The sequence below is a fragment of the Flavobacterium sp. FlaQc-28 genome (assembly GCF_044007415.1).
Taxonomy (GTDB): domain Bacteria; phylum Bacteroidota; class Bacteroidia; order Flavobacteriales; family Flavobacteriaceae; genus Flavobacterium.
In genome coordinates this window covers 210,976-235,842 of record NZ_JBIPCM010000004.1, presented here as the reverse complement: position 1 = coordinate 235,842, position 24,867 = coordinate 210,976, and the positions used below count along the sequence as shown (strand labels likewise).

The following is a 24,867-nucleotide window of genomic DNA, read 5'->3' as shown; positions in this document are numbered from 1 at the left end:
ATTTAATGATTGCTTTCAATTTCTCTCGTGAAATCTGGAAGCTTAGATCGAGTTGCATTAATAATTGTTCGATGCATCCAAAGAAGACAAAGCACAGAAACTATAAAAATGAAAATCCATGAACTAGTCCAAAGTCCCGTATAATTGAGAAGATAACCAAAGATTATCGGACCGGCAAAACCACCAAGTCCGCCAATTAAACCAACCATTCCTCCCACTACTCCAACTTCATTTGGAAAATATTCTGGAATATGTTTATAAACGGCAGCCTTTCCTATTCCCCAAGAAATTCCAATAAGAATTACTAAAACCACATATACCCAAAGATTAGCACTAAACTTAATTTGTGTAACTCCTTGTGCTAATAATTCTTTCTTTTTTACTTCTTGATTTTGTTTGACAAGGATTTCTTGCCAAGAATTTTTTACAGGAAAAATGGCCGCTTCATCATCATTTTGAACTTGTTTGGTATGTATGTTATGTACTTTTCCGTCTACTACTACTTTATCAGCAGTAATTTCTGTAACTGTACCGTTATTCATTGCCATAACTCCAGGTCCTGCGGTAAAAATCTCCATTTTTGGAAACATCAATAAAAAACTAATTACTATCGATGATCCTAATACCCAATACATTACTTTTCTAGCCCCAAATTTATCTGATAAGTAACCTCCAAAGGCTCTAATAACTCCTGATGGCAGACTAAACATAGTGGCAAACATCCCTCCCATTACTAGTGTAGTGTGATAAACGTTCATGAAATTTGGAAGCAGCCATTGCGAATAGGCTACAAAAAAACCGAATACTAAAAAGTAATAAGCTCCAAAACGCCAAACTCGAACGTTTTTAAGAGGCGACATCAACTGCCCCATTGTCTTTGAAACTCCTTTGTTGACTTTGTTTTTTGCAAAAACAATAAAAAGAATTCCAATTACAACAAGTGTTACAGCATAAATAACTGGAAGTGTTTTCCATCCGTTTATCGGATCATTTTCTGATAAATTATTTAGCAAAGTGGGTGCAATAAAAGTAGTAATTGCTGCTCCAGCATTTCCCATTCCGAAAATTCCCAAAGCACGTCCCTGCCACTCTTTTGGATACCAGATTGAAGTATATCCTATCCCAACCGCAAAGCTTGTTCCTACTAATCCAAAAAGAAAACTTAATACTGCAAAACTCCAAAATGAAGTTGCAAATGGCAATAAAAATAAGGGGATTGAGCACAATAATAATAGGACTGAAAATACTATTTTCCCCCCGTATTTGTCTGTTAAAATACCTATAGGCAAACGGAAGATAGAACCTGAAAGAATAGGGATTCCTAACAACCACCCAGTCTCAACAACTGTAAAATTAAATATCCCTTTATCAACTAAATAGGTAACTAAAACACCATTTAATGTCCAACAGGCAAAGCAAATGGTAAAGGCAAGTGTATTTAAAAATAAAATTCGGTGGGATTGAGACAGATTACTCATATAATAATTATTAAAATATTAGTGAACTATTATCAGTACTTAATATGACAACAAAATTAAAACAGTTAACCTCTGCAAAAAATGACATATGTCATATTAAAGACAATCTTATCTTTAATATGACATAAATCGAATATAGATAAACCACATTTTTTTAGCAGCAACAGCAACACCTTCATTAGAACTGAAATTCCACCTTAATTACAGTAGAAATAAATGCTCTTATTTCCTATTCATCTATCTTTCAATAATCTAAAATTAATAAAAAATATCAAACTACATATGAGTTAACAGTAATTAATTTGTTAAATCATCTTCCTAATAATTATACTCTCGCATTTTTTTAATAAAAGCGCCGCATTCAAAATCACTTTATTACTAGTAAGTTAAAATTAAAAAGCGCGCCGATTTTACAATTAAAAATCAAAAATGACAGAGAGTTTTATCAAAATATGTTGTTTCTCTAATTTTTTTAAAATATTCCTCTCATAAATTAAGTATAAAATACTACATTTCTTTATTCTTTAAAATTGATTTTAGATAAATCCACCTTAAACAAAAACATATTTAAACGTTTAAAAATCAAATATTTAAACCCTAAAACACTACTCTATTTTTTACTTTTATAAAAAAACTTAATCTTTTTTTTGGTTTTTATTATATTAAAATTAACTTTGTCTATAGGCTTAGTAGAGTTTAAAATAATATTTGAAACCAAAAAAATTATATTTTGAAAACAACCGAAAGCATATCGTATTACATTCTTCCTAAAAAATATACCTATAACACATTTTGTTATATGTGCTTCTGTTGTTAATTCTCAACGCTAATTATTCGTTTACAATAGATTAATTTTTAAATCTAATATAAAACGAGACTTTTAAATTTCACCACCACATTACCTTTTTACATTCCAAACCTCTATTTGCGGCACTAAACTGCTTCAGAAAGATCTTTGAATATATCTCAATTTTAAAAAAGAAAATAATTAACAACTAAAAAAAACTAAAATGAAAATGATGCAAACCTGCTGCTGTAAATAAAAAAAGCCATTTCTGCGGCAACAGAAATGGCGAGGCTTAAAGAATATTTATCACTAGATCAAGGACACATTAGAGAGTTGAAAAATCAACTTTCAGGGCGCCTTGTTAATTACTAAAAACCATTACAAAGAAATGAAAAAAAATATAAATCTCATTTTATGGGTTACCTTTTTGTTAACATCCCTGCAATTTCAGGCTCAAAATACAAAACCGTTAATACAATCTAAACTCGACGGAACTGTAATTGACGACATTACAAATCAGCCCATCATTGGGGCATCAATAAACATTAAAGGTACAACTCACGGCGTTGTAACAGATGCTGAAGGAAAATTCTACTTTCAAACTGGTCAAAAATTACCTTATACTTTAATTGTAACCTACATAGGGTATAAAAAATCAGAAATAATTGTAGACAAAAATCCTGTAATTATTCATTTAAAAGAGGAACGACAAGAACTGGACGAACTCGTAGTTGTTGGGTACGGAACTCAAAAAAGAAAAGATATTACGGGTTCTGTAGCTTCTGTACCAAAAGCAAATCTATCTCAAGTAACCTCATCTGCAGATAATTTATTAAGAGGTGCTGTCGCAGGAGTTGTTGTAACGCAAAGCTCTGGAAGACCAGGCGCATCATCAAGTGTACGAATTAGAGGCGGCAACTCGATTACGGCGGGTAACGAACCTCTTTATGTTGTAGATGGAATTTTAATTTACAATGACAACAGCAACAGTTCAGCAGGAGTATCATTTGCAGGCGCAAGCTTAAATGTACTATCAACCATAAACCCTGCTGATATAGAATCTATTGAGGTGCTAAAAGATGCCTCAGCTACTGCAATATATGGTTCTAGAGGTGCAAATGGTGTCGTTATTATTACGACCAAAAAAGGAACAAAAGGACAAGATAATATTTCGTATCAAGGCTATTTTGGATTTCAAAATGTTTCGAAAAAACTCAGCGTAATGAATGCCAGCGAATGGGCAAGTTTACGAAATGATGTGCAAGCAAGTATTGGACAAGCTCCTTCATTTTCTCCTGCGCAAATCGAAGCATTTAAAAACTCTGGAAGTTACGATTGGCAATCGGCAGCTTTTAGAACTGCGGCTCCTGTGCAAAACCATCAATTGTCATTTTCTGGAGGTGATGAAAAATCTAGATATGCAGTTTCGGCAGGATATTTTGATCAAGAAGGTATCGTATTGGGATCTGATTTTAAACGTATATCGCTTCGTATAAACTATGAAAGAAACTATTCTCAGAATTTTAAATTTGGAGTAAACGCAAATTATAGTAATTCGGTTTCAAATGGCGTAGGAACCAATGGCGGTGCAGGTGCAGGAAGGAATCCTAATCCGCTTGTTAGTGTTTTGCTGACCGCTCCTGTTGTTCCTATTAAAAATGCTGATGGAAGTTACAACGTAACCAATAATCCATATGCAACTTCCGTAAATGGTTTTGTTCCAAATCCAATTAATGATCTGGACAACACTATTAACGAAACTAAAATCAACAGAATTTTAACCAGCTTATTTGGTGAATATAAAATAACTAAAAAATTGGTAGCAAAAGTTGCCGTGAGCGGTGATGTAATTGGGACGAAACAAAATTATTATGCTCCAGCCAATACAACAACCGGAGCGGGAACAAAAGGGCTAGCATCTGTTGGTGACAGAACAGTAAGTTCAGTATTAAATGAAAATACATTGAACTATAACACCAATTTTGGAGAAAACCATAAGTTTTCGGTTTTAGGAGGATACACACTTCAATACACAAAAGGCGAAGTAGTTAATGCAGGTGCAAATACTTTTGTAAATGACGCTAATACTTATAATGCCCTTCAAGATGGTGTTGCTGTAAAACCATATAGTGATGCTTTTGAAAGTGTTTTAAAATCATGGTTAACGAGAGTAAATTATTCTTATAGAGGAAAATACAATTTTACATTATCAGCACGTGCAGATGGTTCGTCTAGATTTGGATCAGAATCGCTTTGGGGTTACTTTCCTTCTGCGGGATTCTCTTGGAATATTACTGACGAAGAATTTGCTAACAACATTAAGGGCGTAACTGAAGCTAAATTAAGAATTACAGCAGGAACAACAGGAAATCAAGAAATTGGAAACTACCTTTCGTTAGCCTCAATGGGTTCTGTAAATTATGCTTTTGGAGGTACATTACAAACTGGTTTAGCTCCTACCCGATTGGCAAATCCTGATTTGAAATGGGAAAAAACAAATCAATACAATGTTGGATTAGATTTATCCTTATTAGATCGAAAAATCAACTTTGTTTTTGATGTTTACTACAAAAAAACAAACGACTTGTTAATCAATGTTCCAGTTCCATTAACATCTGGATATGCTACAGTATTACAAAACATTGGCGGGGTTGAAAATAAAGGTATCGAAATTGGTTTAACTACTGAAAATATAAAAACAGAGAACTTTTCTTCGAATTCAAACATTGTGTTTTCAGCCAATAAAAACGAAGTAACTGCCATAGGAAATGGCGTGGATCAATTTTTTCCAGTTGTACCAAATGGTTCTTTATTACAGCAGCAGCCTGTAATTGTAAAAGTTGGAAAACCTCTTGGAACTTTCTGGGGATACAAGACAAACGGTATTTTTCAAACGCAGGAAGAGGTAAATACACAGCCAAAAATAAACAGTCTAGCCAATACAAAAGTAGGAGACAGAAGATATGTTGATACTAATGGCGACGGCGTTATTACAGCTCTTGACAAAGGAGATCTTGGAACATCACAGCCAAAATTTGTTGGAAGTTTCAGTAATACCATTTCATACAACGACTTCGATTTAAATTTCTCTTTTCAAGGATCGTATGGCGGAAAAGTATTTAATGCTTTAAACCAACAATTAGAAATTTCGACTCTTGGTACAAACGCGGCTACAACTTTAGTCGATCGCTGGACACCAACAAACCCAAGCAACGAAATACCTAGAGCGTCAAGTTCTCCTTTAGGAATAGTTTCTGAACGTTACGTTGAAGACGCTTCTTTCTTACGATTAAAACTAATCACTCTTGGCTACACTTTACCAAAAAGTGTTTCTAAAAAATTGGGGACCAAAAGCGTAAAGTTTTATGTCTCTGCCGAAAACCTAATTACATGGACAAAATACACTGGTTATGATCCAGAGGTAAGTTCATACGAACAAAACAACTTATATCCGGGAATTGACTTTGGATCTTATCCAAACTCAAAAACATTCATCTCGGGCTTGAACGTAACTTTCTAAGTAAAAAAAATATAAAATGAAAAAGATTATTATAACATTCCTTTTAAGTGCCGGACTATTGGTATCGTGCACCGATCTGGAGGTAACACCAACCTCTTTTGTAACCGAAGACAACTATTTTAAAACCCAAGACGATGCCATTGCAAGTGTAACCGCAGTTTATGCTTCTTTAAGCCTTGATCCGGGAGAACAAAGTTTATTTGGTCGAAACCTTTATTTCCTGACTGATATGGCTTCAGATTATGCTGCTGCAGGAGTTTCAGCAACAAATCCGCAAGTTCGAGCATTAAGCAGTTTAACACATGATGCAACTTCAGATCGTGTTCAAGTAGCTTGGCGTCAAATTTATGCCGGAATAAACAGAGCCAATGTTTCAATCGATAACATTTCGAAAGTATCAGGTTCTGAAGTTGTTAAAACAAGATTAATCAACGAATCTAAATTTATTCGAGCCTTATTATACTTTCAAGCAGTTCGTCTTTGGGGCGCAGTTCCAATCGTTCTGCATGAACCAACTTCAATTCAGTTACAAAGTTTAAAAGCAAACAGAGCGCCGGTTGACGAAGTATATGCGCAAATTATTGCCGATTTAAAAGATGCCGAAAGTCTGCCTCCAACTTACCCAGCTTCTGATGCCGGCCGTGCAACATCTGGAGCAACAAAAGCTATTTTGGCTAAAGTGTATTTAACTCGAAAAGATTGGCCAAATGCCGTTTTAAAAGCTAGAGAAGTTGTAAACGGCGGTTATGGATATGCGTTGTTTGAAAACTTTCAAGACATATTTACTAAAACTAAAAAGAACGGAAAAGAACATATTTTTTCTGTTCAATTTGAACCGAATCAAGCAGGAAATGGATCTAGCGGAAGTACTTTTCAAGCCACTTCTTTTACGGGATTTACAGCGACAGAACCTGCTGATATTATTTCGGATGTAGCCTTGTTCTATGATATTTATGCTGCCGGCGATACACGAAGAGATGTTAGTTATGCCAAACAACTTCCTAATCCAGCAACGGGAACTTTGTACACTTTTCCTAAACCAATTTTCAAAAAGTATTTGGACTTAACCAATCTGGCAACTCCGGGTAACGTAGCAATTAACTTTCCTGTAATTCGCTATGCCGATATTTTATTATCTCTGGCAGAAGCAATCAATGAGCAGGGAACGCCAACTCCTGAAGCTTACGAATTGATTAATCAAGTAAGAAGAAGAGCTTTTGGCAAACCTATTACTACTCCAGATGCAGCAGTAGATTTAAAAGGTTTAACACAAACAACCTTTAGAGCAGCCATACAAGAAGAACGTAAAAAAGAATTTGTTCAAGAAGGACAGCGCTGGTTTGATCTGGTTCGTTGGGGTACGCTGGTTACAGAAGTTAAAAAAGTAACCGCCAAAAACTCAGTTTCAGAAAAAAACAACCTTTATCCGATTCCGCAAAGCGAGCGAAACATTAACCCTGACGGCTTACCACAAAACCCTGGATATTAATTAACATATAACCAAAAAACGAAGTAAAAATGAAAAATTCAAAAAATAACATCACAATCAAAAGTCCGAAAAAAGGGTTTTTGATTACTGCATTACTTATCGCACAATTCGGCTTTAGCCAAACAAATCCTAATGCTGAATTTAAAGGTGTAATTGGCAAAACTTTAGCCGAGTCTAAAGAATACTGGCCAGATCCCGTAAAAGCTCCAAAAGGCGCACCAAACATTGTTTGGATATTACTCGACGACGTAGGTTTTGGAGCTTCAAGTGCTTTTGGCGGATTAATTCAAACTCCAACATTTGATAATTTGGCAAATAATGGTTTACGTTACACCAACTTTCACACTACAGCAATTTGTGCTCCTACCCGTGCGGCATTATTAACGGGAAGAAACTCTGCAAGAGTTCACGTAAGCGGTTTTTCGCATACCGTAATGTCAGCAGGTTTCCCAGGATGGGACGGCCGTATTCCTTCTGATAAAGGAACGATCGCAGAAATTTTACGTGATAATGGTTATAACACATTTGCAGTTGGTAAATATGGAGTTACTCCAGATGAAGAAGCTACAGATGCGGGACCATTTGACAGATGGCCGACAGGAAAAGGTTTTGAACATTTTTACGGATTCTTAGGTTCGCAAACCGATCAATACAATCCTGATTTAGTAGAAGATCAGGTTCATATTAAACCTGATGGGCGTCATTTAAGTGAGTTAATTACGGATAAAGCAATCAGCTATATTCAAAAACAACAAAAAGCAGCACCAGGAAAACCATTCTTTTTGTACTATGCACCGGGCGCAGTTCACGCACCACATCAAGTTGCTGCAAAATGGAGCGATGCTTACAAAGGAAAATTTGATGAAGGTTACGACGCTTACCGCGAAAAAGTATTGGCTAACCAAAAGAAACTAGGCGTAGTTCCTGCAAATGCCGTTTTGCCAGAGCGTAACCCGTTAATTACAGATTGGAAAAAACTAACGCCAGATCAAAAGAAAGTATACGCTAGATTCATGGAAGTATATGCAGGTTATTTAACCTATACTGATTACGAAATTGGAAGAGTTGTAAATTATTTAAAAGAAAGCAACCAATTAGACAATACTTTGATTTTTGTTGCTATTGGAGATAATGGAGCCAGTAAAGAAGGGACTTTACAAGGTACAATTAATCAAAGTTTATTCACTCAAGGAAAATCTGACGAGCAAAATCTGCAAAGCAATTTAGATAATATTGGAGAAATTGGAACTGCAAAAGGTTTAAACACCAACTATCCTTTAGGATGGGCACAAGCCACAAATGTTCCTTTTAAAAACTGGAAACAAGACGCACATTCTGAAGGAGGAACTCGTAATCCGCTTATTGTATTTTATCCAAACGGAATTAAAGACAAAGGCGGTATTAGAAATCAATACAGCCACGTAACCGATTTGCTTCCAACAACTTTAGACATTGCCGGGATAAAAGCGCCAGAATATATTCGCGAAATTAAACAGGATATTATTCAAGGTTCATCGTTTCAAGCCTCTTTAGACAATCCAAAAGCCGAATCACTGCATAAGGTTCAATATTATTACATTTTTGGAAACAGAGCTATTTATAAAGACGGATGGAAAGCTGCGGCAGCGCATTTACCAGATTCATTTGCTTTGAAAAGCTCTTTGGGCAAAAATGAAAAACCAGAACCAAGCAATTTCGACAATGATGTTTGGGAACTGTATAATCTGAACGAAGATTTTAATGAGCGTAATAATCTGGCAAAAAAGTATCCAGAAAAATTAGCCGAGCTTAAAAAACTATTTGATGAGCAGGCAAAAGAAAATAATCTTTATCCGCTGATTGACTGGCAGGATGTTTTTAACCGTAGAATTCATAACAACGGTCAAGACAAAGGCAAAACCTTGCAGGAACTTGCTAGAAAAGCAACACAATCAGGTTCTGGAGCAACCCACTAAAAATAGTAATCAGGTCTTTTCACTAAAACAAAAGACCTGATTCAATTTTGAAATCAAAAAAATAAAACAGCATGAAACGAGTAGATTTTATCATTATAGGAAAAAAGATTGTCGTAGGCACAATCCTATTTTTAGTTCCGCTGGCCATATTAGCTGGAGGACTGGCAGTAATTAATCAATTTTTAAAATAAAAAATCATGGCAGCAGTACAAAACTCAAAACTAACAAGAGATTTAGCCATCAGCCTTTTGTTATACACATTGCCCGTTTTGGCAATATATTTATATTTCAAGTTAAGTAATAATCCCGTAACAGAATCGCATCTTACGATACCTTCATTTTTAGAATTTGCAAAACCGGCTTTCGCCAATATCAGAACTTGGGGATTAACTGTTTTCATGCTTGTTCTGGGTGTTATAGAATTTACAGCAGGTTTATATGACGATCAATGGACGGGTGAAGAACGCAAAATTGATATTGTTTCTTTCTTGGCTCCAAAATTACTTTTACCGCCCATTATTGCTTTTTTCAGCTTAACAGTTTTACCTTTTTTAATTCCTAATCTTGAAAACTCATTATCATGGGTTCCATTTTGGGGAGCATTTTTCTTAATTGCCGTAGCCGATGATTTAACTCAGTATTGGTACCATAGACTTCATCATCAAGTGCCTTTTTTATGGCGTTTTCATAGAACACATCATTCCGCTCCTTATATGGGAATGGCAATGCTTTCTAGACAAAACTTCATTTATACAGTGTTTTTCTCTCAGATATATTTAACCGCAACTTTAACCTATTTAGGTTTAGGTTTACCAGCTTTATTTGTCTTAGTAATAAAAAGTTTCATCACACTTGGTGCTCACTCAAGTATTGCTTGGGACAAACCGCTTTACAAATACAAAGTGCTTCATCCTATTGCTTGGGTTTTAGAACGTTTAATTTCTACGCCAGCTACACATCATGCACATCACGCAGATACGAGCGGAGACGGTATTGGACATTTTAAAGGAAACTTTGGAAATATGTTTTTCATTTGGGATGTGATTTTTGGAACGGGTTTAATTACTCGAAAGTTTCCAAAATCGTACGGAATCAAATCCTACAAACAAGAAGAATGGTATGCCCAATTTTTATGGCCGATATTCAAATCTAAAAAAGAAGGAAGCGCTTTGGCAGAAGGAGTTTTATCCGTTCCGTTAAAACCAAAACCTGTTTTAGCTGCAGATAATCCTGCTCCAATTTTAGAACAAGTTCAATCTTAAAAAAACAAAGTTAAGCAGTGCATTCAAAATTTAACTTGAATACACTGCTTATTTTTTAAAACTACTAATCATGAAAAATAAAACATTAAGAAACAGAATTATAGCTCTATTATTACTTTTTACCTTTATAGGATTTTCACAAAATAAAAGTTCAAACACTATTTCGTTAGAACAGTTTTATGCAAAAATTAAAGCCGAAAAAAATCCGCAGATAATCGATGCCAGAGGTTCTGAAGAATTTGCTTTAAATCATATTATTGGTGCCGTAAATTTTAATCTGGAATCAAAAGATTATGCAGAACAAATAGCAAAACTAGATAAAACAAAACCTGTATTTACCTATTCTATTGGTGCAGGAAGAAGCGTTTGGCTTGCTGATGATTTATTAAAAAAAGGTTTTAAAGAAGCCTATAGTTTAGAAGGCGGAATTGCGAACTGGATTGGTAACGGAAAACCTTTCTTTTCTAATTCTAAAAGCAAATTAACGCTTGCAGAATACAAAAAAATCATTGCCGAAAACAAAGATGTTTTAGTAGATATAGGTTCCGTTTATTGTGGTGCCTGCAAAAAAGTAAAACCAGTTTTAGAAACTATTAAAGCGCAATATGGCAATACACTAAAAATTGTAGAAATCGATCTTGAAGATAGTCCGCAGGTAATTGCCGACTTAAAAACAATAAAAGTTTTTCCGACTTTAATCTTATACAAAAACGGAAAAATTGTATTTAAAAAAGAAGGTTCAGCCGATTTGAAAAACGGTGTTGATGCGGCTTTAGCTTCTAGATAACCTCAATATTGTCATTTCGACGAAGGAAAAATCACAATAGAAGTTCCTCCAAAAATGTCAACAATCCTTGTCGAAGAGCGAGTGCGATTTCTCCTTCGTCGAAATGACAAAAATGACTATAAAACTTTTACAAAGTTCTTCATTCAAAAAAACTACCCCTATGGCAGTCAATAAAAAAACAACCAAGATTGTAATATCCATTTTAATAGTGCTTCTTATTTTCGCAGCATTTTTATTCTGGCCCATCAATACGGACGGAACTTTGATACAACCGGACAAAAAACTGCTCGAAGGGAAAGCTGCATTTCTAGCTGAAAAAGTTTCAGCAGACAGTTCCTTCAATAAACCAAATATCATTATTCTCCTTGCTGATGATTTAGGAAAATACGATATTTCGTTGTACGGAGGAAAATCTACACCAACTCCAAATATAGATTCTTTGGCAGCATCTGGAGTTACATTTCAAGACGGTTATGTTTCCGCTTCTATTTGTTCGCCGTCGCGTGCTGGAATTTTAACGGGGCGTTATCAGGAACGTTTTGGACATGAATATCAACCCGGAGATCGTTATCCTAAAAACAACTTAGAATATTATGGTTTTAAATATTTAATCAACACCAATAACTGGCGGTTAAATCCAAAAATAAAGTATCCGAATGAAGCTTCGATAGCCACTCAAGGTTTACCACAATCTGAAATTACATTTGCTGATCTTGCCAAAAAACAAGGTTACAGCACCGCAATTATTGGTAAATGGCATCTTGGACACAACAAAGGATTTTTTCCTTTAGATCGTGGTTTTGATTATCATTACGGATTTTATCAGGCGTTTTCGCTTTATACTCCCGAAGATGATAATCCAGATATTATTAACCATCACCACAAAGATTTCACCGATAAAATGATTTGGGGAAAAGGCCGAGTTGGCATTGGACAAATTCGTCGTGATACTGCAATAGTTCATAATAAAGCGTATTTAACCGAAACTTTTGCAGACGAAGCTGAAGCTTTTATTGATCAAAATAAAAAGAAGTCTTTCTTGCTTTATGTTCCGTTCAATGCACCGCACACGCCATTTCAGGTTCGTAAAAAATATTACGATCGTTTCCCCAATGTAAAAGACGAAAACAAACGCGTTTATTTTGCTATGATCAGTGCACTTGATGATGCCATAGGAAGAATTAGAGCAAAAGTAAAAAAAGAAGGTCTGGAAGATAATACACTAATCTTTTTTGTCAGTGATAATGGCGGAGCCGATTACACTTTTGCCACTACAAACGCTCCATTAAAAGCAGGGAAATTTTCTCATTTTGAAGGCGGAGTAAACGTTCCGTTTGCACTTTCGTGGAAAGGAAAAATCAAGCCGCACACGATCTATAAAACACCTGTAAGCACATTGGATATTTTTAGCACTATTGCCGCTGCCATACATTCAGATTTACCAAAAGACCGAGTTTATGATGGTGTTGATTTAGTAAAAACTGTAAATGAAAACAAAATCGCACACAAAGATTTATATTGGCGTTCCGGCGATGCAAAAGCCATAAGAAGCGGCGATTGGAAATTAATCATAAGCGGGAAAACACATGAAAAATGGCTTTATAATCTTGCTTCAGATAAATCAGAAACAAAGGATCTCGCTCAGCAAAATCAGCAAAAAGTAAAAGAATTAGAAAATGCATTACAAAACTGGGAAAAGGGTTTGATAAAACCTTTATGGCCAAATCTAACTTATTACGAATTTGATTTTGGAAAACAAAAATACTTTGTCGATTTGTAAACAATAGGCAAAACCAAAAATTAAAATATCCTAACAGGTTCTGAAAATTTTTTAAGCATTTAGAATCAATAAATAAATACCTAACAGGTTTTGAAAACCTGATAGGATAATAAAATAAACAATGTCAACCCAAACCAAAACATTCACCATTCACGAAGATTGGACCGTCGTTATTCTCGGATTTATAATAATCGGACTTTCGCTATTTGTATTTCTTCCTGAAGTTCCCGTTTTCAAATGGTCAAATCAAACCGATTTATTCGCTGATGTCTTCGACTCTGCAAACCTCAAAATCCTCTTATTTCAATTTTTATACCTCATTATCATTGGAGCATTGGGAGCATTTTTAATCGGGAAATCAGTAAAACATTTTCTGTCAGGCTTTCCAATAGTTTATCTCTTAACCGTTATTGCGCTCATTATTGCAGGAAATACCGAGGTAAAAGGACTTAATCTCGAAGCCGTAATCTTTAGTTTAATTATTGGTTTAGCCATCAGCAATTTCTTCAAACTTCCCGATTGGTTCAAATCGGCACTTTCTACTGAAGTATTTGTCAAAATCGGATTGGTTTTATTAGGAACCAGTGTTATTTTTTCAGATATTTTAAAAGCGGGTTCATTAGGGTTAATTCAGGCCCTAGTAGTTGTTTTATCCGTTTGGTATTTTGCTTTTTGGCTGTGTAAAAAACTAAAAGTCGACGACGAATTAACGATGATGATTTCGAGTGCTGTTTCTATTTGTGGAGTTTCTGCAGCAATTGCAACTTCTGGTGCTATCAAAGGCGATTCAAAAAAGCTTTCTTATGTTATTTCGATTGTATTGGTAACCGCAATTCCGATGATGATTTTTATGCCCATGATAGCCAAATATTTCAATTTCCCCGAAGAAGTTACCGGAGCATGGCTGGGCGGAAGCATTGATACTTCGGGCGCAGTTGTCGCTTCGGGTTCATTAGTTGGCGAAACTGCTTTAAAAATCAGCACTATTGTAAAATTCTCTCAAAACGTATTATTAGGAATTGCTGCTTTTGTCATATCGGTATATTGGACGTATTCACATAATTCTTCGGCTGAAACTGCAGCATCTAAACCAACATTAAAAGTAATCTGGGAACGTTTTCCTAAATTCGTAATTGGTTTTATTACAGCATCTTTACTCTTTTCTTTCCTGCTTACAGCCGAAACTAGAGATGGAGTAAAAGACAGCTTAAAAAATCTGCAGGGAATTTGGTTTGCCTTGGCTTTTACAAGTATTGGTCTCGAAACCAATTTTAAAGATTTGTTAAACAACAACAGCCGAAAACCTTTATATGCCTTTTTAATAGCACAATTATTCAATGTAATTATTACGCTGCTTATTGCTTTTTTACTGTTTAGTAAATGATTTAATCCTAAATGCTTATTTTTTTAAACATATAGAAACATAGTTTGGATTGTTTATGAAAGTCGTTTCACTCAAAATAAAACATTTAGCCAATAATAAAAAATAACAGCCATTATTGTCATCCCGAAGAATGACAAAATACGCTAACCAGCTTGAATACAAACTTTGACAAAGTTAAACTCAACGAATTCCAGAAATTAAAAATATCAACTCAAATGAAAAAAACACTTATTACACTAAACCTCCTGTTTGTTGCAGCAGCTTTAGTCTCGGCACAAAATAAAACAACTCAAGAAACCACTAAACCCAATATTGTTTTAATAATGGTTGATGATATGGGTTATTCTGATTTAGGAAATTATGGTTCCGAAATTAAAACACCCAATCTCGATAAACTCGCCAGCGAAGGTTTGCGTTTGCGCGAATTTTACAATAACTCGATTTGCGCGCCAACTCGCGGTTCCTTACTTACGGGACAATATCAGCATAAAGCCGGCATGGGATTTTTTGATGTCAATTTAGGACTTCCTGCTTATCAAGGTTATCTAAATAAAGAGTCGTTGACTTTAGGCGAAGTTTTCCGTTCTGGCGGTTACAGTACTTTACTTTCTGGAAAATGGCACGTAGGATCTGAAGATCAGTCGCAATGGCCAAATCAAAGAGGTTTTGATAAATTTTATGGTATTTTAAAAGGTGCTTCAAACTATTTTGATACCAAACCACTGCCTTTTGGAAAAACGCCATATCCCGTAAAATTGATTCGCAATAATGAAGAATTACATCCAAAAGACGATTCGTATTATTTTACAGATGAAATAGGAAATAATGCTGTCACTTTTCTTGATGAGCAAAACAAAGAAAACAAACCCTTCTTTTTGTATCTCGCTTTTACAGCTCCACATTGGCCTTTGCAGGCAAAACCAGTTGATATTGCCAAATATAGAGGAAAATTTGACGAGGGCTGGGATGTTTTAAGAGAAAAAAGAATTGAAAAACTTAAAGCAAACGGAATTTTACCTGCCAATCAGACCGTTGCTCCTAGAGATCCAGAAGTGCCTGAATGGAGTAAATTGTCGTATGATGAAAAACAATTTTGGAAAGCAAAAATGGAGGTTTACGCTGCGATGGTCGACAATATGGATCAAAACGTTGGAAAAGTATTAAACAAGTTAAAAGCTTTAAAAAAGGATAAAAACACTTTAATTATTTTTATTTCAGACAATGGTGCGCAAGGCGGTTTTAATACTTACAATCCGTTAGGGAGAAATTTTGTTAGAAATGAAGGACCAATTGGTACATCAGGATCGTTTGATTATCAAGAACAAAACTGGGCGTACTTGTCGAACACACCACTGCAGCAGTATAAAAACAATATGCATGAGGGCGGTTTTAGTTCGCCGTTTATCGCTTGGTATCCATTAAAAATAAAAGCGGGACGAATCGATAAAGGAACGGGGCATATTATTGACCTTGCTCCTACTTTTTATGAATTGGCAGGAATTACGTATCCCGCTGCTTATAATGGCGTCAACTCAAATCCGTTAGCGGGAAAAAGTTTGCTTCCAGTTTTGTTCGACAATGTTTCTGAAGTAAACCGCGGTGCGCCTTTATTTTGGGAAAGAGCTGGAAACAGAGCGGTAAGAGACGGAAAATGGAAACTGGTTTCAACATATCCTGCCTATCAATGGGAACTTTACGACCTTGAAACTGATCGCGGCGAAACAAATAATATTGCACAGCAAAATCCTGGAATTGTAAATGATCTCTCCGCAAAATATTTTGACTGGGCCGATAAAACAGGTGTTGTTGAATACAGTAAGTTTAAATTAAAAACAGAAGTTATGCCCGGCGGTGCCTCGTTAAAAAAATGATTTTTAAAATTAAAAACAGATTGAGTCTGATTTTTCTACCAACAAGAACTTTCATTAACTAATTTAAAGATCAAAACAGCAGTTTTCGCATTTCATAAAACACTAAAAGACAGAAAAATAAGTAAAAACGGATCTCCCAAACTTATTTTTTTGTCTTTTTTTACTTTAACCCTTTTGTTTTTAAAAGACTATAAATCAGTTAATTAAATACAAATTTCAATCATTTTATAAGTATCTGTTCTCTAAACATTTAAATAAAAATTAAAAAACTTTTGGTTTTTATTATATTAAATTTAACTTTGTCTATAGAATTAGTAGAGTTTAAAACTATAAACAACTGTATTTTGAAAACAACCGTTAGCATATCATCTTTTATTCTTCCTAAAAAGTATACCTATAACACTTTTCGTTATATGTGCTTCTGTTGTTAATTCTACATCAACATTTCGTTTTTAATTGTTTTTTCTGTAAAACCTTAAAAACGATTTTCTCAAAACCATAGGTTTCTTACTGACATAATTTAATCGTTTTGATTCAATATTTTTTGCATCAATAAGGATTCTTGTATCATAACCATAAATCATCAAAATAATAACTAACACCAACAAACATGACAAAAAACAACCATTTCAACTACACGTAAATACGTTTCTGCGGCAACAGAAATGAGACGGAATTAAAGAATATTTATCACTAAAATAAAAAAATGCAAACAAAGGTTTAAACGAACCTCTTTGTGCATTTTTTAATTGCAAAAACCTATTACCAAGAATGAAAAAAAGTACAAAACTTATTTTATGGATTAGCATTTTGTTTATCTCAGTTGGAATTAAAGCTCAAAACACAGAGCCTACAATTCAATCTAAACTAAATGGAACCATAGTAGATCAAATAACCAATCAGCCCATTATAGGTGCTTCTGTAAACATCAAAGGAACCACTCACGGCGTAGAAACAGATTTAGACGGAAAATTCTATTTTCAAACAGGTCAAAAATTCCCTTACACATTACAAATCAGCTATATCGGATATCTTTCTAAAGAAGTTATCGTAGACGGAAGTCCAATTGTAATAAAGCTGACTGAACAAGTCGAAAAATTAGACGAGATAGTTGTTGTTGGATACGGAACTTCGGCAAAAAAAACCTTTACAGGTTCTACCGCCAAAATCGATGCTAAACAAATTGCAAATCGTCCTGCACAAAGTTTTGACCAATTATTGGGCGGTCAGGCATCAGGACTAAATATTGTACAACCAAGCGGTTCATTAAACAATACTCCGGTTATTAGAATTCGAGGAATAAACTCTATCACCAGTTCGTTATATCCGCTTATTATTGTTGATGGAGTGACCGTATTTACAGGAACTGCAGGCGGAGCAATTGGCAATAACCCATTGTCAGATATTAATCCAAATGATATTGAATCTATCGATGTTTTAAAAGACGCATCGGCGGCGGCAGTTTATGGTTCGCGTGCAGCAAATGGTGTTATTGTAATTACTACTAAAAAAGGAAAAAAAGGAAAAGTAAATATCAATTATGATGTTTGGGTAAGCTGGAACAAAGCTAATAATTTACCCAAACTTTTAAACGCTCAGGATTATGTAACCATCAAAAATGAAGCTAGAACAAATGCCGGATTGACACCTGGTTTTGCTTTAGGACAAAATGCTGACGGTTCTACACAAGAAACCAATTGGTATGATGTTGCTTATCATACAGGTGTTTCTCAAAACCACAATTTGAGTTTTTCTGGCGCGACAAATTCTACCAATTATTTTGTATCGGCAAACTACTCAGATCAAAATGGTATTTTGAAAACAAACGAATTTAAAAGACAGGGAATTCGATTAAACTTTGAACAAAAAGTAACTAATTCGTTTATTCTAGGAACTAATTTCTCTTATAATAATACGCTGAATTCAGGACCAAATTCAGGTTCTTCGACTCCTAATTCTGTTGCTTCTTCATCTGGAAATAGTGTTAATACACAATACATAGGATTACAGCCGCTTGGAAGACTTACTTATATTTTGCCATCAAACGTTTCAGTTTACAATGCTGATGGATCATACAACATAAATCCAGCAAATGGAAATATTGGATATGGTCCAAATAGTCCATCATTAGGAGTTTTTAATGCTTACAACCTGCAGACGATTTTAGATTTAGACAAAAATACTTCTGAGAACAATACTTTTATCGGAAGTGTTTATGCGGAACTTGAAATCCTTAAAAACTTAAAATTTAAAACCGTTTACGGCATTAATAATTTTGTTGTCGAAAACAAAGAATTTAGAAACCCATACAGTGGTGACGGCTTTTCTACCAAAGGAGCTGCAACGAATTCGAACACAAAATACCAAAGATCAAACTGGACAAATACACTTACCTACTCTATTGTATTTAACGAAAAACATAATTTAAAAGCGCTTTTAGGGCAAGAAAAAAATGTTAGAACAATTGACGGCTGGGGAGCAATAAAAACAGGACTTACAGATCCGTTTTTTACCAGTTTTCAAGGCGGATTTACAACTATAAGTCCAGGCGTATCTGTTCAGACTGAAAATGTACTGCTTTCTTATTTCAGCAGTGTTGCTTACGATTATGACAAAAAATATTTATTGAATCTTAACTTCAGAAGAGACGGATTATCGGCATTGGCAAGCGGTAATAAATGGGGAAATTTTGGAGGTGCTTCTGTGGGATGGAATATATCTGAAGAAGATTTTTATAAAAACTCATCTATCAAAGAAGTGCTGAATGCGTTTAAAATTCGTGCCAGCTACGGAATTGTTGGTAACAGCGAATTGAACGATTATGCTTCGTTGTCGCAATATACAGCAGGAACTTATGCGGGAGTGCCTACTCTTAATTTCTCTCAATCTGGCAATTCTAACTTAAAGTGGGAAACCAGCAAAAAGTTTGATTTTGGAGTTAATTTGGCTTTGTTCAATAATCGTATTACTATTGAAGCAGATTATTATAAAAACAATATCAACGATTTAATTTTAAATGCTCCTCAGGCATTATCGCAAGGAATACCAAACAACTCTATTGCTGCAAATGTGGGTTCACTTTATAATAAAGGTTTTGAGCTTACTGTAAATGCCAATATTATAGATGACAATGATTTTCAGTGGAATGCGAGTTTGAATCTATCTACAATAAAAAACAAAGTTACTTCTCTTGGAGGATACGGCGATATTTATCCAACAGCTTTAAGCACTTTCGGAATCCAGAATATTACTAGAGAAGGTTATTCTGTAGGTTCTATTTTTGCGGTTCCAACAACTGGTGTAAATCCTGAAAACGGAAACCGAGTTTATGTAAATGCAAATAATGAAGAGGTGCAATATAATGCACTTACAAAAGCCTTTACATACTTAAACGGCACTGCAGCTCCTGCAATCGACAACTATCGTGACGGACGTATTCAAGGCCCGTCTTTGCCAACTTATTACGGTGGTTTGAACAATAATTTATCCTATCGAAATTTCGACTTAACGATTGGACTTACTTTTTCTGGAGGAAATAAATTGTACAACGGTACAAGATCTACTTTATCTGATCAACGCTTTTTTAATAACGGAACTTTCATAAAAGACCGTTGGACAACACCGGGACAAGTTACTGATATTCCAAAATTAGTGTATGGCGACAGTTTTTCTGGAGGTTTCTCATCAAGTAACTCAGCTTATGTGGAAGACGGATCCTATTTAAAACTTAAAAACATCATTTTAAGTTACAGAATTCCAGTTAAAAATGAATTGATTAATAAATACATCTCATCAGCAAAAGTATATGCTCAGGGATCAAATTTATTGACTTGGACTAAATACAGAGGTTCAGATCCTGAGATTTCAATAAACGGAAATTCAATTAATTCTGGAAAAGATCAAAATGTGCCAGCCAACTCATCTGTATTTACATTAGGCCTTAATGTAGGCTTCTAGGCGCTAATTAATTATACCATTAAATAAAAACATCATGAATTTCAATTATAAAAATTATAGAAAAAGCATCACAAAAGCCTTTATTATTACTCCAATTATAGCCTTATTATTGGCAGGATGCAGTGATGATTCTTTAGATACAGTGCCAGAAACAAGTATTTCTACAGAAACTGCTTTTAGCACGCCTGCAAAAATTTTAGCACAGGTTAACGGACTTTATGCCCAATTCAGCAATCCGTCATTGTACGGCGGCCGATTCATTATTTTTAATGAACAGCGAGGAAATGAATTTAGCCAAAATGACGGAAACAACTCAACTGGTGCCAATGTTTGGAATCAGTCTATAACCTCATCCGGCGATTTTGTAAACTCTGTTTGGAGTGTGGCTTATACCGTAATAAATTTTTCAAATATTCTAATCGATAATTTAGCAAACACAACTGTTGTTACCGACGATTTACGCAAAAATTATATTGCTGAAGCCAAATTTATTAGAGCCATTTCGTACTTGAGTTTAGTACAGACTTATGCAAAACCTTATGCTCAAAATAGTGCTGCGCCTGCGCTTCCACTGCGCTTAAAAGGAAATACATCTGGAGGACTAAATGACTTCGCGTTTAGCACTGTTGCCGATGTTTACACTCAAATACTAAAAGATCTTGACGAAGCCGAAGCCGATTTGCCGGAAAGTTATTCAACAGCAATTCTTAACGCTTCGAGAGCACATAAAGCTACAGCGATTGCCTTAAAAACAAGAGCCTATTTGAGTAAAGGTGATTATGCAAAAGTAGTTTCAGAAGCAAGTAAAATTGTACCGCAGTCGGCACCTTTTCAATATGTTTCAGGAAGCTTAACGCATCGTTTGGAACCCAACATAGCAACCGTTTTTGGAGGTCTTTATGTAGGCAGCGAAGCTATATTTACCATTCCGTTTACAACTGCCGCAGAAGCACCAGGGTTACAAAGTGCTCTTGGACCAAATTATTTAACTCCTGTTCTTTATTTTAATAGTGCTGGAATTATTGCAAATGATGTTTTTGCTTCGCCAACCTCAACAGATGCTAGAAAAGCTTTAGTAATTACCAATTCAACTGGTCAGAAACTGCTAAACAAATTCAAGAAAAACAGCGCTCCTTTTACTGATTTTGTACCCGTTATTAGATACGCCGAAATCATATTAAACTATGCCGAAGCCGCAGCGCAGAATAACAATCTTCCTTTGGCTAGAACTTTATTATCTGCTGTACGAAATCGTTCTGATGCTGCTTATGTTTTTACAACAGGTGTTACTACAAAAGACGAATTGATTGCCACTATTTTAACGGAAAGAAGAATAGAATTAGTTGGCGAAGGATTCCGTACACCAGACTTATTGCGACGTGTGCAGACCCTTCCGGGAAAAACAGGAAATGCAGGTGTAGCGCCAGAAGTGCTGCCAACAGCAGGCAATTATGTTTGGGCAATTCCTAGTAACGAATTGGCTTATAACAAACTGGCTCCGAGATAAAAAAACACTTTAGAAAATATCAATAAAAAAATAACGAAATGAAAAATAATTTTAAATATCTGGCTGTAATCTTTGCTTCGACGATTATTACCGCTCAACAAAAAAATACCGCTGATAAGGTTTTTATCAATGGAAATATAATTACTGTTGATGCCAAAAACAGTACAGCACAAGCCGTTGCGGTAAGTAATGGTAAAATTCTGGCAGTTGGCAGCAATAGCGCAATTGAAAAATTAAAAGACAAAAAAACAATTGTTGTTGATTTAAAAGGTAAAACTGTAGTTCCCGGGTTTATAGATGGACACAGCCATTTTATGGGATTGTCAAGATCTACTACCGTAAATGTAGGTTCACCGCCAATGGGCACGGTTAAAAATATTGCCAATTTGGTAAGTCGTATTCAGGATTTCCAGAAGCAAAAAAATATCGTTCCAGGCGAATGGATTGATGCTTATGGATACGATCAAGATCAATTAGAAGAAAAAAGACATCCTAATAAAGAAGATCTTGATGCCGCATTTCCTAATAATCCTGTAACGATTACGAACATCAACGGGCATATGTCAGTTTCAAATTCTTATGCTTTAAAAATTTCAGGAATTGATGCAAGTACTCCAAACCCTGCCGGCGGTGCCATCGAAAGAAAAAAAGGCACTAACGAACCTACAGGCTTATTACAAGAAAATGCCAGCCGATTATTAAAAAGACCTGCAAAACCAGCACCATCTTTAGAGGAACAGATAAAAAGTTTAAATGAACAGCAATTGTTTTACGCAAGCAATGGTATTACCACAGCTCAGGATGGATATACAAGTTATGAGTCACTGCAATTATTGCATAAAGCAGCCGAAAAAAATGCTTTGTTTATTGATATTGAGGCTTTACCTGGTTATCCAACTTTAGAAAAAGTACTAGAAAATCCTGAGTTTAAGTTTGGTGTACTAAAAAATCACTTAAAACTAGCAGGAACAAAAATGATTGCCGATGGTTCTCCACAAGGTAAAACAGCATTCTTTAGTAAATCGTATTTAGTAGAAGTACCGGGCTGTAATCATGATCAATGTAAAGGTTTCCCTAACATTACACAAGATCAATTTAATGACCTTGTAATTAAAGCTTTTCAAAATAATGTTCGCCCGTTTGTACATTGCAACGGAGATGCAACCATCGATATGTATTTAAAAGCAATCGAAAATGCTAATAAATCTTTAAACACAAACAGTAACGACCGCAGACCTGTAACCATTCACTCTCAATTTGTACGACCAGATCAATTAGACAGCTACAAAAAACTGGGCATAATTGCCGCTTTATTTAGTAATCACGCCTTTTTTTGGGGAGATGTACACGTTCGCAACTTAGGTGCAGAAAGAGCAAACTTTTTAAGCCCATTAAAAACAGCAATTAAAAAAGGAGTTGTCGCAACAAACCATACTGATTATCCTGTTACACCGCTAAACCAATTGTTTCTGTTGTGGACATCTGTAGAAAGAAAATCCCGCTCTGGACAAGTTATTGGTCCTGACGAACGCCTTACTCCTATCGAAGGTTTACGCGCCATTACTATAAACGGAGCATATCAGTATTTTGAAGAAAACAGCAAAGGCTCTATTGAAACTGGAAAACTAGCCGATTTAGTAGTTCTTTCTGATGATTTAACTAAAGTGGAGCCTTCTAAAATAAAAGACATAATTGTTTTGGAAACGATTAAAGAAGGAAAAACAGTTTTTAAAAAATAACCATCTAAAACTCAAAAAATGAATCAGATCAACATTAATCCTGCACCAGCTGTATCAATGAGAGCACCAAAAAAGTCTTCTGAATTTTTCTGGTTTAGTGAAACTGATACAGTAAACTCACAAGATAAAAAGACTACAAAAATAAAAAAGAGCTTAAAAAAGAAGAAAAAAAATGATTGAGGGAAAAATTGAAACTGTCGCCATTAGAACACCCGAAAGAGTCGCAGAGATCTCGTGGTTTAATGATATTATTGGCGGTGATACAGCATATTTAGGCGTTCTAGATAATGATCGTAGAAGCAGTTACGAGCATTGCCGTGACATTACGCTGGAAGCAGAAAAATTAGGTTTCAGTAATATTTTATATCCATCTGCTTATACTGTCGGTCAAGACGGATTGGCTTTTGCAGCAAGTGTTGCACCTGAAACCAACAAGATTACATTTTTGCTGGCAATTCGTACAGGCGAAATACATCCGCCCATGTTAGCGCGCGCCATTTCTTCGCTGGATCATATGCTGAAAGGAAGACTGATTTTGAATATCATTAATTCTGATTTACCCGGAACACGCGAAGATCCAAATGTAAGATACCAAAGATGTTCTGAAGTAATTCAGATTTTACAACAGGGTTGGACACAAGACAGAATCTCACATAAAGGCGAGATTTATCAGTTTGATCTTCCTTCTGATCCTGTAAAATCGTATCAGCAAAACGGTGGTCCGTTATTGTATTTTGGAGGAACTTCACCTGGTTCCAGAGCTGTTTGTGCCAAACATTGCGATGTATTTTTGACTTGGCCGGAATCTGAAGAATCGATGTATGCTACTCTTAAAGAAATGAGCGAACGCGCTGCTGCCGAAGGAAGAACTATTGATTTTGGATTAAGAATACATGTCATTGTTCGCGAAACACAAGAAGAAGCAAGAGCTTACGCCAAAAAGCTGATTTCAAAGTTTGACGAAAAGCGAGGTTTAGAAATTAGAAGCCGTGGTGAAGATTCACGTTCATTAGGTGTTTTAAAACAAGACGAATTAAGAGAAACTGCTGATGACGATGGTTATGTCGAGGATATTTTATGGACAGATATCGGTAAAGTTTTTTCTGGCTGCGGAAGCGGTTTAGTAGGAAGTGCTGATCAAATTATAGAGAAACTAAATCGCTATATGGATATGGGTTTTCGTTCTTTTATTTTCTCAGGATTTCCTTTGATTGAAGAAGCCAATTATTTTGCAAAGCTGGTTCTTCCGCGTTTACCAAATACCTCTTTACCGCATTTGCAAGGAAGAATTCCGCAAGAAACACCTACAACACCTTTAACCAATGCTGAATTGGTTTAGTTATAAAAATAA

At 35.3% G+C, this 24,867-nt stretch carries 14 protein-coding genes; 13 read left to right on the top strand and 1 reads right to left on the bottom strand.

Going from position 1 to position 24,867, the window contains the following annotated elements; genetic code table 11:
- Positions 1–2: 2 nt before the first annotated feature.
- Complete coding sequence (locus tag ACHRVL_RS12900) at positions 3–1,478, bottom strand: nitrate/nitrite transporter (protein ID WP_395413327.1); 1,476 nt, start codon at positions 1,476–1,478, stop codon at positions 3–5.
- A gap of 1,175 nt (positions 1,479–2,653) precedes the next feature.
- Here ACHRVL_RS12900 and ACHRVL_RS12895 point away from each other — a divergent pair.
- The 13 genes from ACHRVL_RS12895 (at position 2,654) to ACHRVL_RS12835 (ending at position 24,855) form a co-directional block, all read left to right on the top strand.
- Positions 2,654–5,785 (top strand): SusC/RagA family TonB-linked outer membrane protein, encoded by a 3,132-nt coding sequence (locus tag ACHRVL_RS12895; RefSeq protein ID WP_395413325.1) that lies wholly within the window; start codon positions 2,654–2,656, stop codon positions 5,783–5,785.
- A gap of 16 nt (positions 5,786–5,801) precedes the next feature.
- Positions 5,802–7,274 carry a RagB/SusD family nutrient uptake outer membrane protein gene (locus ACHRVL_RS12890; protein ID WP_395413323.1) on the top strand — a complete coding sequence of 491 codons (1,473 nt, stop codon included), beginning with the start codon at positions 5,802–5,804 and terminating at the stop codon, positions 7,272–7,274.
- A 29-nt stretch (positions 7,275–7,303) separates the two neighbouring features.
- Positions 7,304–9,229: an arylsulfatase gene (locus ACHRVL_RS12885; RefSeq protein WP_395413321.1), complete on the top strand. Its 1,926-nt coding sequence runs from the start codon at positions 7,304–7,306 to the stop codon at positions 9,227–9,229.
- A gap of 197 nt (positions 9,230–9,426) precedes the next feature.
- Positions 9,427–10,491, top strand: coding sequence for a sterol desaturase family protein (locus ACHRVL_RS12880; protein WP_395413320.1), 1,065 nt, complete (start codon positions 9,427–9,429; stop codon positions 10,489–10,491).
- A 70-nt stretch (positions 10,492–10,561) separates the two neighbouring features.
- Complete coding sequence (locus ACHRVL_RS12875; protein ID WP_395413318.1) at positions 10,562–11,278, top strand: thioredoxin domain-containing protein; 717 nt, start codon at positions 10,562–10,564, stop codon at positions 11,276–11,278.
- 160 nt (positions 11,279–11,438) lie between these two features.
- Complete coding sequence (locus ACHRVL_RS12870; protein ID WP_395413316.1) at positions 11,439–13,058, top strand: sulfatase-like hydrolase/transferase; 1,620 nt, start codon at positions 11,439–11,441, stop codon at positions 13,056–13,058.
- Positions 13,059–13,179: 121 nt separating this feature from the next.
- Positions 13,180–14,442: a YeiH family protein gene (locus ACHRVL_RS12865; protein ID WP_395413314.1), complete on the top strand. Its 1,263-nt coding sequence runs from the start codon at positions 13,180–13,182 to the stop codon at positions 14,440–14,442.
- 215 nt (positions 14,443–14,657) lie between these two features.
- A complete protein-coding gene (locus tag ACHRVL_RS12860; protein ID WP_395413312.1) occupies positions 14,658–16,313 on the top strand; it encodes an arylsulfatase in 1,656 nt (551 codons plus the stop codon).
- A gap of 771 nt (positions 16,314–17,084) precedes the next feature.
- Positions 17,085–20,270: a SusC/RagA family TonB-linked outer membrane protein gene (locus tag ACHRVL_RS12855; RefSeq protein ID WP_395413311.1), complete on the top strand. Its 3,186-nt coding sequence runs from the start codon at positions 17,085–17,087 to the stop codon at positions 20,268–20,270.
- Between the two features lie 34 nt (positions 20,271–20,304).
- On the top strand, positions 20,305–21,777 hold the full coding sequence (locus ACHRVL_RS12850; RefSeq protein WP_395413309.1) for a RagB/SusD family nutrient uptake outer membrane protein: 1,473 nt from the start codon (positions 20,305–20,307) through the stop codon (positions 21,775–21,777).
- A gap of 38 nt (positions 21,778–21,815) precedes the next feature.
- Positions 21,816–23,516, top strand: coding sequence for an amidohydrolase (locus ACHRVL_RS12845; RefSeq protein ID WP_395413306.1), 1,701 nt, complete (start codon positions 21,816–21,818; stop codon positions 23,514–23,516).
- Between the two features lie 18 nt (positions 23,517–23,534).
- Positions 23,535–23,696, top strand: a complete 162-nt coding sequence (locus ACHRVL_RS12840) for a hypothetical protein (RefSeq protein ID WP_395413305.1) — start codon at positions 23,535–23,537, stop codon at positions 23,694–23,696.
- Positions 23,689–24,855, top strand: a complete 1,167-nt coding sequence (locus ACHRVL_RS12835) for an LLM class flavin-dependent oxidoreductase (protein WP_395413303.1) — start codon at positions 23,689–23,691, stop codon at positions 24,853–24,855. Before ACHRVL_RS12840 ends, ACHRVL_RS12835 begins: the two co-directional genes overlap by 8 nt.
- Positions 24,856–24,867: the final 12 nt, after the last annotated feature.